The sequence below is a fragment of the Achromobacter sp. 413638 genome (genome assembly GCF_043119405.1).
Lineage (GTDB): Bacteria > Pseudomonadota > Gammaproteobacteria > Burkholderiales > Burkholderiaceae_B > Achromobacter.
In genome coordinates this window covers 110,436-122,524 of the sequence record NZ_JBICCO010000002.1, presented here as the reverse complement: position 1 = coordinate 122,524, position 12,089 = coordinate 110,436, and the positions used below count along the sequence as shown (strand labels likewise).

The window sequence follows — 12,089 nt, the reverse complement described above, 5'->3', positions numbered from 1 at the left end:
CCGCCGGCGGGCCTGTGGGCTGGCGGTCAGCTTGCGATGGTAAGGTGATCGCCATGAACCCATCCCATCCCTTGCGCCGCGCCTATGCGGGCGCGCGCCATCTGGCGCGCCGCAAGCTACGCCAGATCAACCGGCTGTCGCGCAAGAGCGTGCAGATGGGCCTGTTGCTGGGCGGCGCCGCGCTGGTCGCCCTGGTATCGCTGGGTTTCGCCTGGCTGGCCGACAAGGCGCTGGAATGGAACCGCGCCTGGGTCGGGCACAGCGGCTGGCTGGCGCTGCTGATCCTGCCGCCGGCGCTGGCCGCGCTGCGCTGGCTCACCTTGCGCTTCGCGCCCAACGCCGCGGGCAGTGGCATCCCCCAAGTCATCGGCGCCTTGTCGCTGCCGCCCGGTCCGGGGCAGACCAGCCTGGTCTCGCTGGTTCAGGCGTTGTGGAAAGTGCCGCTGGCCTTTTTGGGCATGCTGGCTGGCGCCTCCATCGGCCGCGAAGGCCCGTCGGTGCAGGTGGGCGCGGCCGTGATGCTGGCCTGGGGCGATTTCTGGAAGCGCCGTGGCCTGCGACTGCGCGGTTTCCACGCCAATGAACTGATCGCGGCCGGCGCGGCCGGCGGGTTGGCCGCGGCCTTCAACGCGCCACTGGCCGGCGTGATCTTCGCCATCGAGGAGCTGGGCCGGGGCACGGTGCTGCGCTGGCAGCGGCTGGTGCTGATCGGCGTGCTGGCGGCCGGCTTCCTGGTGGTGGCGGTGGCCGGCAACAACCCGTACTTCGGCGTGTTCGCCGGCGCGCCGCTGAACCAGGGCATGCTGATGTGGGTGCTGGTCTGCGGCGCGCTCAACGGCGCGCTGGGCGGCATCTTCGCCCGCCTGCTGGGCAAGGGCGCGGCGGGCGCCGCGCCGCGCAGGTGGCGCGCCTGGATCCGGGCGCATCCCGTCTGGACCGCGTTCATCATGGGCCTGGCGCTGGCCCTGATCGGCCTGTGCACGGCCGGCAGCGTGTATGGCACGGGCTATGGCTCGGCGGCCGGCCTGTTGTCGGGGAACGACGGCGTGCCCGCCGGCTTCGGGCTGGCCAAGCTGGCGGCCACCGTGGCGTCCTACTGGGCCGGCATACCCGGCGGCATTTTCACGCCGGCGCTGACCACCGGCGCCGGCATCGGCCATCACATCTGGCAATTGGCCGGCGATGGCGTCGACCAGCGCGTGCTGGTGCTGCTGTCGATGGCGGCGTTCCTGGCGGCCGCCACGCAGGCGCCGCTGACCGCCAGCGTGGTGGTGATGGAAATGACGGGCAGCCAGCCCATGCTGTTCTGGCTGCTGGTGGGGGCGTTGCTGGCCTCGGGCGTGTCGCGTCAGTTCTGCCCGCAGCCGTTCTATCACCTGGCCGCCGGCCGCTTCCGACGCCAGGCGCTGGTCGAGGCGGGACGCGCGGCCAAGCCCGCCGCCTCGCCCGTGAGCGGATCCTGAGCGCGGTACGCTGACTGAACATCAGCCGGACACCGTCCGCGAGGCGGACACACCTTGCAGGCACCAAATTGGCGCGAAATGGGCTGCGTTAAGATCCTGCGATCCGATCGGAAGATCCCGTTTTCCTTACTCTTTCAGAGCGACTCATGACCGTGCATGCCTATATCTGCGATGCGATCCGCACTCCCTTCGGCCGCTACGGCGGCGCCTTGGCGTCCGTGCGGCCGGATGATCTTGCCGCCGTGGCCATCAAGGCCTTGGTAGCCCGCAATCCCGGCGTGCGTTGGGAAGAGTTGGACGATGCGATCCTGGGCTGCGCCAACCAGGCCGGTGAAGACAACCGCAACGTCGCCCGCATGGCCACGCTGCTGGCCGGGCTGCCCATCGAGGTGCCGGGCGCGACGGTCAACCGTCTGTGCGGTTCGGGCCTGGACGCCATCGGCGGCGCCGCGCGCGCCATCCGCGCCGGCGAAGCCGGCCTGATGCTGGCGGGCGGCGTGGAAAGCATGAGCCGCGCGCCCTTCGTCATGGGCAAGGCCGACAGCGCCTACTCGCGCAGCGCCGCGATCTACGACACCACCATCGGCTGGCGTTTCATCAACAAGCTGATGAAGGCCCAGTACGGCGTGGACTCCATGCCGGAGACCGCCGAGAACGTGGCCGACGACTTCAAGATCAGCCGCGAAGACCAGGATCTGTTCGCGCTGGCCAGCCAGCAAAAGACCGCCCGCGCGCAGAAGGAAGGCTACTTCGACGCCGAAATCGTGCCCGTGTCGATCGCGCAGAAGAAAGGCGATCCCATCATCGTCTCCAAGGACGAGCATCCGCGTGAAACCACGCTGGAAGCGCTGGCCAAGCTCAAGGGCGTGGTCCGCGAAGGCGGCAGCGTGACGGCCGGCAACGCCTCGGGCGTGAACGACGGCGCCGCGGCGCTGCTGCTGGCCGACGAAAAGGCTGCTGCCCGCCACGGCCTGACGCCGCGCGCGCGCGTGGTCGGCATGGCCACCGCCGGCGTCGCGCCGCGCATCATGGGCATCGGCCCGGCGCCCGCGACGCGCAAGGTGCTGGCCCAGACCGGCCTGACGCTGGAACAGATGGACGTGATCGAGCTGAACGAGGCCTTCGCCGCGCAAGGCCTGGCCGTGCTGCGCCAACTGGGCATCGCCGACAACGATCCGCGCGTGAACCCGAACGGCGGCGCCATCGCCCTGGGCCACCCGCTGGGCGCCAGCGGCGCCCGCCTGGCCACCACCGCCATCAACCAGCTGCACCGCACCGGCGGCCGCTACGCGCTGTGCACCATGTGCATCGGCGTCGGCCAGGGCATCGCGCTGATCATCGAACGCGTCTGACCAGGCAACGCGCTCGCCAACCAGCGAGCGCGCAAGCAAAAAGGGAGCCGAAAGGCTCCCTTTTTACGGCATAGCATATGTCCATGCGCCATGCTTCAGCGATCCAGCAAGCTTCCCATCACGCCAACGCAGCCACCGCCATCCGGGCCGCGCGGAGCCGGCTTTGCCGGTCCGCAGCGGCGCCCTTGAGGGAGAAGCGCGTAGCGCTTCACGGGTGGGCCTGCCCTCCGGTCCGCAGCGGCGCCCCTGGGGGAAGCGCGCAGCGCTCGGGGGGGGCTCCCTACGGCAATCCGTCGATCTTGCGGCCGGCCTGGATGCCGTGCTGCTCGTACCAGCCCTGCGCCATTTCCAGCGCATAGCGCACCGGCTTCTTCGAGCAGTGCGGGTCTTCGGTCTGCGGCGCCATGTCTTCGATATTGACGATCGTGCCATCATCGGTGATGAAGGCGATCGACAGCGGCAGGAGCGTATTGCGCATCCAGAAGCACTGCACGTCGGGGTTCTCGAACACGAACAGCATGCCGTCGTTGCCGGGCAGTTCGCGACGGAACATCAGGCCGCTGCGACGGCTCTCTTCCGTGTTGGCGACTTCTGCGCGGATAATGTGGATGCCGGCGGACAGCTGCGTGCGCGGCAGTTCCGGTTGCGGGCCGGTCTGCGCGCCGGCCAGCGCCGGCAGGGCGAGCAGGGCGGCGGCCAGTGCCGAACGTCCTGCCTCAAACAGCGTACGGCTTACAGGATTCGATACGGCGGTCTTCAGCATATGCGGGAACGGAAATAAGAAAATAACAAGGCGGGGCCCGAAAGCCCCGCCTGGGATAATGGCGCAACCCGGAGGTTGGGCTATATAGGGTAACTCAGGCAGCAGTGATATTGAGCGCTTGCTTGCCTTTGGGCCCTTGGATAATCTCAAAGGCGACTTTCTGACCTTCCTTCAGGGTTTTGAAACCATTCATCTGGATGGACGAAAAGTGGGCGAACAGATCTTCTCCGCCGTCATCGGGCGTAATGAAGCCAAACCCTTTCGCATCGTTGAACCATTTGACGGTGCCCGTCGATTTGGGATTGTCCCCTTGGACGGCGGTTGCGGTCGTATCAGACATGCGGACTGCCTCATTGAATCGTATGTTTGACAGAAGGGCATCGCGGCCGAAACCCCTTACCCCCTCCGGCCTCCTGGCAGCTTTTCAGCGAGCTGAAAACCCCAGAATGCGTGGATAATGCGCCGCTTTTCTTCGGTGAGTCAAGTATGGAAACTACGCATTTCTACGTGTAATTTTGAGTAAGTTGCATGCAAACCGTCCCCAGTTTAAATAGAATACCCGCGCTATGAGTTCTACCTTGGATACCCAGCACGATCTGGCCGTCGAGAAGGCGCCGGCACGCGCCGCGCCGCCGCCGATGTACCAGGTGCTGCTGCTAAATGACGACTACACGCCGATGGAGTTCGTCGTGAAGGTGCTGCAGAAGTTCTTCAACAAGAACCATGAAGACGCGACGCGGATCATGCTGCAGGTCCATCACGAAGGGCGCGGCGTCTGCGGCGTCTACCCGCGCGATGTCGCGGCGACGCGGATCGCCCAGGTGGCTCAGTACGCCCGGGCGCGCCAGCATCCGCTGCAATGCGTGATGGAGCCCGTCTAGGCAGCAAGGAACCAAGCCGCCGCCAGTGATGGCGGCGCCGCGTTTTCCGGTCAATGAAAACGCGGGCCGCGCAATGAGAGGCGCGCGGCGTCATGCAGGTCGGCAGCTCCGCCGCAAAGGAGCGTTGCAGTCGAGCAAACGGGGAGGTTTGCCGTGAGTGGAAAGAACAGTAAGTCCTGGCTGGCGATCGCCGGCGCAATAGTCGTGGCCGGCGCCGTCGGCGTGGGCTGGTGGGTGGGGCAGGGGCGCACGCCGTCCGATGCGGGTCCGCCCGCCGCGTCCACGCCCGCCGCGACGTCCTCGCCGGCTGGCAGCTCCCCCTCGCCGCAGCCGGCATCCGGCGACGCCAAGCCCGCGCTGGCGGCGACCGCGACGGTCGGCAAGGCCGATCCCTTCGCCGCGTTGAACTGCCAGTCGCGCCAGTTCCGCGACAGCCTGGCGCTGGCGGTGACCTTCACCCAGCCGGTCGACGCCAAGGCCGAGCTTGAAGGCTTCCTGCAGGTCACGGACACCGGCTCGAGCTCGGGCAAGGCCGACCAGGACAATGAGTCGGCGGCCAGCGCCGGCGACAAACCCATGTCGGTCAAGAGCGGCGACGCCGCGCCCAAGGGCAAGATCGTCAAGGGCAGCTGGGTCGTGGGCGACAACCCGCGCATGATCTATTTCCCCTATGTGCAGCCGCAGCGCTCGTACTCCATCGCCCTGCGCGCCGGTCTGCCCGGCATCGAGAAGGCCACGCTGGTCTCCTCGTCGCATTGCGAGGTGAGCACGGAAGCCATGCCGCCGTCGTTCTACTTCGCCAGCCGCGGCGTGGTGCTGCCCGCCGGCCAGAACGGCGGTCTGCCCGTGGCCACGGTCAACGTGCCCGAGGTCGATGTGCAGTTCCTGCGCGTCGAGCCGGACCGCGTGCCCGAACTGTTCGATTCCGTGCTGGGCCTGGGCCGCAGCGCCTCGTCCTCCGACGATGACGGCGTCGACTACGACGGCGAAGACGGCTGGCGCTATTCCGACAACCGCAGCCTGAAGGGCTCGGTCAGCAACTGGGACCTGGACCGCCTGAACACGCTGACGACCAGCGTCTATCAGGGCCGCTTCGTCACCGACGACAAGCCGAACCGCCGCCACGTCACCTTCCTGCCGGTCGAAGGCATCAAGGAACTGCAGGAGCCCGGCATCTACATCGCGGTGATGAGCCAGCCCGGCCGCTTCCGCTATGAATACCAGGTCAGCTATTTCTACGTCAGTGACATCGGCCTGCACGCCCGCCGCTACAGCGACCGCATCGAAGCCTATTCCGTCTCGCTCAAGAGCGGCCAGGCCATCTCCGGCGCGGTCTTCGAGCTGGTCGACGGCGCCGGCAAGTCGCTCGCCAAGGCGGCGGCCGACGGCCAGGGCCATGTGCGCTTCGAAGGCAGCTTCACCAATGCGCGCCTGATCCGCGCCTCGCGCGACAAGGAAATGACGGTGCTGGCGCTGGCCGAGCCCGCGCTGGACCTGTCCGAGTTCGACATCGGCGGCCATGTGTCGCGTCCCAACAACCTGTTCGTCTATGCCGGCCGCAATCTGTACCGCCCCGGCGAGACCTTCCATGTGTCGGTGCTGCCGCGCGACCTGGACGGCCGCGTGATGCCGCCGTCGCCGCTGACCGCCACCATCAAGCGCCCCGACGGCCGCGTGGTGCAGACCACGCTGTGGCAGCCCGCGAAGGACCTGCAAGGCTACGTCGAGCGCGCCATCGATCTGCCGCCGGACGCCCAGACCGGCACCTGGCTGCTGGAGCTGCGCGTCGACCCCGCGTCGCGCGCTCCGGATGCCTCGTGGAAGTTCCAGGTCGAGGAATTCCTGCCCGAGCGCATGAAGATGACGCTCGATACGGAACAGCAGGTGCTGAGCCCCGACGACGAGCTGTCGATCGATGTGCAGGGCGATTACCTGTACGGCGCGCCCGCCGCCGGCAACCGCCTGCTGGCGACCTTCCAGGTCAAGCGCAACCGTGTTGCCCTGCCGCAGCAATGGCCCGGCTTCATCTTCGGCGACGTGGCCGATGACTCGCGCCGCACGTTCGGCGAGCTGCCCGAACTCGCGCTGGACGACGACGGCAAGGCCATCATCGAAGTGAACCCGAACACCGACGGCACGCATTCGCCCATGAAGGTGCGCGTGTCGGCCAGCCTGCTGGAATCGGGCGGCCGTCCGGTGGTGCGTTCCATCGAGCGCGCCGTCTGGCCTGCCGACACGCTGATCGCCGTGCGTCCGCAGTTCGACGGCGACGTGGCGCGCGAGAACGCGCCCGCCGTGTTCGAAGTGGTGCGCGTGACGTCGGCCGGCGAGAAGGCTCCGCTGGCCCAGGCCCAGATGCGCCTGTACCGCGAGGAACGCCAGTACTACTGGCGCTTCGACGACCAGCGCGGCTGGAACAGCGGCTACACCGAAACCGAGGAACTGCAGGATTCGCGCGCCATCGCGCTGAACGATCGCGCCCAGCTGACCGTCAACGTCAAGTGGGGCCGCTACCGCCTGGAAATTTCCGATCCGGAAACCGGCGAAACCATGCGCTACCGCTTCTACGCGGGCTGGAACGCGCAGGACGCCGACGCCATGGGCAACCGTCCGGACCGCGTGCAGATGAAGCTCGAGGGCGTGCCCGCCAAGCCGGGCGACAGCGTCAAGCTCACGCTGACGCCGCCGCATGACGGCCAGGCCCTGGTGATGGTCGAGGGCGACCGCATGCTGTGGTCCACCTGGGTCTCGGTCAAGGCGACCGGCACGCAGGTCGAGATCCCCATCGACAAGGCCTGGAAGCGCCACGACCTGTACGTCTCGGCCGCGGTGTTCCGTCCCGGCAGCGAAGGCGACCGCGTCACGCCGGCGCGCGCGCTGGGCCTGACCTATCTGCCGATCGCCAGCGCCGACCGCAAGCTCGACGTGAAGATCACCGCGCCGGCCAAGACCGTGCCTGAAACCAAGGCCAGCATCCGCGTCAAGGTGGACGGCGCCCAGGGCAAGCAGGCCATGGTCACGCTGTCGGCGGTGGACGTCGGCATCCTGAACATCAACCAGTACGCCACGCCCAACCCGCTGGACTTCTTCTTCGGCAAGCACCGCTACGCGCCCGAACTGCTGGACATGTACGGCAAGCTCATCGAGAAGATGGACGGCACCAAGGGCAAGCTGAAGTGGGGCGGCGACGCCGCCATGCGCGGCGACAGCAAGAGCCTGCCCAAGAAGGTCAAGCTGGTCGACCTGTTCTCGGGCGTGGTCAAGCTCAACGACAAGGGCGAGGCCGACATTCCGCTGGACCTGCCCGACTTCAACGGCACGCTGCGCCTGATGGCCGTGGCATTCACCGCCGACAACTTCGGCAGCACCGACGCCGAAATGGTGGTGGCCGCGCCCATCGTGGCCGAGCTGAACACGCCCCGCTTCATCACCCCGGGCGACCAGTCCGCGATCGCGCTGGACGTGACCAACCTTAGCGGCTCGCCGCAGAAGGTCACGGTCAAGCTCGAGGCGCTGGATCCGCTGGCCATCGTCGATGGCACGCGCACGGTCCAGTTGAAGGACAAGCAGCGCGTCACGCTGCGTTTCACCGCCACCACCACCGGTTCCTACGGGCTGGGCCTGATGCGCCTGACCGTGGACGGGCAGGGCGGCGCGCAGCCGCTGCGCATCGTGCGCGAGTCCGTGCTGCAGGTGCAGCCCGCGCACGCCGCCGAGCGCCAGGTCCGCCGCCTGCGTCTGAACCCGGGTGAAAGCCAGTCGCCGCAGGCTTCGTGGATCTCGTCCTACTATCCGGATTCGACCACGGTCAGCCTGACCGTCTCGAACCGGCCGCCGTTCAACGTCAATCGCCTGGTCGAAGGCCTGCTCAACTATCCGTATGGGTGCACCGAGCAGACCATCAGCGCGACCCTGCCGTGGGTGCTGATCGACGAGGACGCCGCCAAGCAGTTCGGGCTCAAGCCGCGCACGCAGGCCGAGCGCGAAGCCAAGGTGGCCGGCGCCATCGGCCGCCTGTCCGGCATGCGTAATGCCGTCGGGTCGTACAACCTGTGGGGCGGCAGCTCGTCCTCGCGCGACGTGTGGCTGACGGCCTACGCCGTGGGCTTCCTGCAGGATGCCCGCGACCATGGCTTCACGACGCCCGAGGTCTCTCTGGACCGTTCGCGCCAGTGGCTGCTGGAGCAGGTGCAGCAGAGCGCCAACGCGTTCGGCACCTGGTCGGCCAACCTGCGCAAGAGCGTCGACTCGGGCCGCATCGACAGCAGCTACGTCGACACCCTGCGCGAAGACCATCGCCGCTTCGCCGGCCTGGCCACGGCCGCGCTGGTCCTGGCGCGCGACAAGAAGGCGCCGCTGTCCACGGTGCGCCAACTCTACGACAACTATCAAGAGCGCGCGCGCTCGCCGCTGCCCCTGGTGCAGCTGGCGGTGGCGTTCAAGCTGATGGGCGACGAAGGGCGCATGAAGGCCGCGCTGGATCAGGCCATGGCGCGCGAGTACGGCATCGTCCGTCGCAGCAACAGCTCCTACTACGACGAGTGGATGGGCGACTACGGCAGCAGCGTGCGTGACTACGCGCTGGCCTATGCGCTGATGAGCCAGTACGGCCTGAAGCACGACCGCAGCGAAGTGTTGCTGTCGCAGCTGACGAACCGCCTGGGCAACCGTTCCTATCTGTCCACCCAGGAACAGATGGCCCTGCTGCTGGCGGCCCGCGCGATCGGCGGCGACAAGAACACGCCGTGGGAAGCCGCGCTGACCGTCAACGGCGTGCGCAAGCCGCTGACCGGCGGCAAGGCCGACGCCACGGTGTCGCTGGCGCCCGCCGATCTGGCCTCGACGCAGCTGACCAACAGCGGCAGCCAGTCCCTGTTCGTGGAGTATGACATCCAGGGCAGCCCGACCGTGACGCCGTCTCCGCGCAGCGATGTGATCCAGCTCAAGCGCGGCTGGTACCGTCCGGATGGCCGCGCATGGGACGGCGGCACGCTGCAGACCGGCGACATGCTGGTGGTCTGGGTGCAGGCATCCTCCAACCAGAACATCCCGGATGCGCTGCTGGTGGATCGTGTGCCGGCCGGCTTCGAGGTCGAGAACATGAACCTGTCGCAAAGCCCCGAGATGCAGGAATGGACCATCGGCGGCGTGCGCGTGGCCGACGCGATGTCCAATCCCAACATCAAGCACCGCGAATTCCGCGATGACCGGTATGTGGCGGCGGTGGCGCTGGGCCGAGGCAAGGTGGACGTGTTCTACCTGGTGCGCGTCGTGACGCCGGGCCGCTACGCGGTGCCGTCGACAGTGGCGGAAGACATGTACCGGCCGGAAATCCGTGGCGTGGGCGAACAATGGAGCACCGTGGAAATCCGCGATCGCGGCGCGAAGCGTCCTTGACCGCCCCGGCCACCTCCACGGCGGGCGCCGCGCGCGCCCGCCGCTGGCGGCGGCGCGGCATCCTCGCGGCCAGCGTCCTCCTGACGCTGGCCGCGTTGTTATTCGCGCTGGACCGCCTGTTCCCGCTGCCGCCGATCGATTCCGGCGGCGCCGCCGTGGTCGTCTCGGCCGACGGCACGCCGCTGCGCAACTATCCCAGCCGCGACGGCATCTGGCGCTATCCGGTCACGCCGGCCCAGGTGTCGCCGCGCTACCTCGAAACCCTGCTGACCTACGAGGATCGCTGGTTCTATTGGCACCCCGGCGTCAACCCGGTGGCGCTGGCGCGCGCCGGCTGGCAGTGGGCCACCAACCGGCGCATCGTGTCCGGCGGCTCGACGCTGACCATGCAGACGGCCCGCTTGATAGACCCGCAGCTGGCCGGCAAGCCGTCGCGCACGATCTCGGCCAAGCTGCGCCAGGCCTGGCGCGCCGTGCAGCTGGAAATGCACTACAGCAAGGACGAGATCCTGTCCCTGTATCTGACGCATGCGCCCATGGGCGGCATCGTCGAAGGCGTGGAAATGGGATCCCGTCTATGGCTGGGCAAGCCCGCCAGCGACCTGAGCCCGGCCGAGGCGGCCATGCTGACCGCCTTGCCGCAGGCGCCGTCGCGGCTGCGTCCCGACCGCCATCCGCAGGCGGCGCAGGTGGCGCGCGACAAGGTACTGGACCGCATGGTCGAGCGCGGACGCTGGACGGCTGAAGCGGTCGCCGACGCCAAGATCGAGAACGTCATCGCGCCGCCGCTGCGGGCGCGCTGGCTGGCGCCGCTGGCCGCCCAGCGCCTGTTGCTGGAGGCGGGCGGCCCGCGCCGGCGTCCCGGCGAGCGTCCGCCGCTGGTCGCGTCCACGCTGGACGCGGACATGCAGGCTTCGGTCGAACGCATGCTGCTGGACCGGGTCGACAATCTGCCGCCCAAGGTGTCCATGGCGGTGTTGGTCATGGACAACGACAGCCTGGAAATCAAGGCCTACGCGGGGTCGGCGGATTTTTCCGATGATTCCCGATACGCGCACGTGGATATGGTGCGCGGCGTGCGTTCGCCGGGTTCCACGCTCAAGCCCTTCCTGTATGCGCAGGCGCTGGACGAAGGGCTGATCCATTCGGAAAGCCTGCTGATCGACGCGCCGCTGTCCTTTGGCGGCTATGCGCCGGGCAATTTCCAGGCCGCCTTCTCGGGGCCGATCAGCGTGGCGCAGGCGCTGCAGCGGTCCCTGAATGTGCCGGCCGTGGACCTGCTGGACCGTGTCGGACCGGTCAGTTTCGCCTCGGTTATGCTGGCGGGCGGGGTGCGTCTGCGCCTGCCGGCCGGCGCCGAGCCCAACCTGAGCTTGATTTTGGGCGGAGGCGGCACCACATTGGAAGAGTTGGTGGGCGCCTACCGGGCGCTGGCGCGCGGCGGCCTGTCGGGGCGTCCCCGGTTGCGGCCGGAGCAGCCCCGGGTGGAGTCCCGTATGATGAGCGCCGGAGCCGCCTGGATTGTCCGGGACATCCTGGAAAGCGGCGGCCACCCCGACCGCCCGTTCTATGAATCGGGCAATCAGGGGCGGCGGCTGGCCTGGAAGACCGGCACCAGTTTCGGTTTCCGCGATGCCTGGTCGGTCGGCGTGACCGACAGATGGACGATAGGCGTGTGGGTCGGTCGTCCGGACGGCACCCCCAATCCGGGCTTTTTCGGCGCCAATGTGGCGGCGCCGTTGCTGCAGGACATCGTCGCGGCCTTGCCGGAAGGCGCGCCGCAACCCCGGATCCGGCCCGCCACGGTGCAAGCCGTCGTGACGTGCTGGCCGCTGGGCTACCGGTTGGGCAGCGGCCCGACCGACGCCTGCCCCGAGCAGCGCGCGGCCTGGGCCCTGAACGACACGGTGCCGCCGTCCTTCGCCGGCTACGCCGACGTCACCCAGGGGCCGCTGCGCCTGGGCGGCGTGTCGGCCGGGGCGGTGCTGCGGCCCGTGCCGGGCAGCCGGCAGGTGGCGCTGGACGTGGACGCGCAGGGCGCCGAAGGTGAGGTATGGTGGATGCTGGATGGCCGGGTCGTTAATCATGGCGCGGCGGCTCATCCGTTTAAATTAGTGTTGGCGCAGGACGGCCGGTATACGCTTACGGTCATGGATACCAAGGGGCGCCACGATAGTGTGGTTTTTGAAATCTCTGGTGTTACGCCATGATCGGCATAGAATATGAATCGTGT

General features: G+C 68.1%; 7 protein-coding genes. 5 read left to right on the top strand and 2 right to left on the bottom strand.

Annotated features, from left to right (window positions below; genetic code table 11):
• Positions 1–53 precede the first annotated feature (53 nt).
• Together ACEU5R_RS01725 and pcaF are read left to right on the top strand one after the other, a co-directional pair.
• The gene (locus ACEU5R_RS01725) at positions 54–1,463 is read left to right on the top strand and encodes a chloride channel protein (RefSeq protein WP_392408914.1); all 1,410 of its coding nucleotides are present in this window, start codon (positions 54–56) and stop codon (positions 1,461–1,463) included.
• Between the two features lie 146 nt (positions 1,464–1,609).
• Positions 1,610–2,815, top strand: coding sequence for a 3-oxoadipyl-CoA thiolase (gene pcaF, locus ACEU5R_RS01720; RefSeq protein WP_392408913.1), 1,206 nt, complete (start codon positions 1,610–1,612; stop codon positions 2,813–2,815).
• Positions 2,816–3,095: 280 nt separating this feature from the next.
• Here the strand turns inward: pcaF and ACEU5R_RS01715 are convergent, their stop codons facing one another.
• Entirely contained in the window at positions 3,096–3,578 is a 483-nt protein-coding gene (locus ACEU5R_RS01715) for a DUF192 domain-containing protein (protein ID WP_103275153.1), read from the bottom strand.
• A 94-nt stretch (positions 3,579–3,672) separates the two neighbouring features.
• On the bottom strand, positions 3,673–3,918 hold the full coding sequence (locus ACEU5R_RS01710) for a cold-shock protein (RefSeq protein WP_006220277.1): 246 nt from the start codon (positions 3,916–3,918) through the stop codon (positions 3,673–3,675).
• Positions 3,919–4,144: 226 nt separating this feature from the next.
• On the opposite strand from ACEU5R_RS01710, the gene clpS reads away from it, so the two are divergent.
• From clpS to pbpC, 3 genes are all read left to right on the top strand, one after another.
• A complete protein-coding gene (gene clpS, locus ACEU5R_RS01705) occupies positions 4,145–4,459 on the top strand; it encodes an ATP-dependent Clp protease adapter ClpS (protein WP_103275152.1) in 315 nt (104 codons plus the stop codon).
• Positions 4,460–4,612: 153 nt separating this feature from the next.
• Positions 4,613–9,856, top strand: a complete 5,244-nt coding sequence (locus tag ACEU5R_RS01700) for an alpha-2-macroglobulin (protein WP_392408912.1) — start codon at positions 4,613–4,615, stop codon at positions 9,854–9,856.
• Positions 9,811–12,066, top strand: a complete 2,256-nt coding sequence (pbpC, locus tag ACEU5R_RS01695) for a penicillin-binding protein 1C (protein WP_369869700.1) — start codon at positions 9,811–9,813, stop codon at positions 12,064–12,066. The genes ACEU5R_RS01700 and pbpC overlap by 46 nt, the downstream gene beginning before the upstream one ends.
• The last annotated feature ends 23 nt before the right edge of the window (positions 12,067–12,089 follow it).

What these genes read in the sequence shown, in the direction of transcription:
- pcaF (WP_392408913.1), top strand. Translation starts at nt 1,610, where the DNA reads ATGACCGTGCATGCCTATATCTGCGATGCGATCCGCACTCCCTTCGGC.
- pbpC (WP_369869700.1), top strand. Translation starts at nt 9,811, where the DNA reads ATGGAGCACCGTGGAAATCCGCGATCGCGGCGCGAAGCGTCCTTGACC.
- ACEU5R_RS01715 (WP_103275153.1), bottom strand. Translation starts at nt 3,578, where the DNA reads ATGCTGAAGACCGCCGTATCGAATCCTGTAAGCCGTACGCTGTTTGAG.
- ACEU5R_RS01710 (WP_006220277.1), bottom strand. Translation starts at nt 3,918, where the DNA reads ATGTCTGATACGACCGCAACCGCCGTCCAAGGGGACAATCCCAAATCG.
- ACEU5R_RS01725 (WP_392408914.1), top strand. Translation starts at nt 54, where the DNA reads ATGAACCCATCCCATCCCTTGCGCCGCGCCTATGCGGGCGCGCGCCAT.
- clpS (WP_103275152.1), top strand. Translation starts at nt 4,145, where the DNA reads ATGAGTTCTACCTTGGATACCCAGCACGATCTGGCCGTCGAGAAGGCG.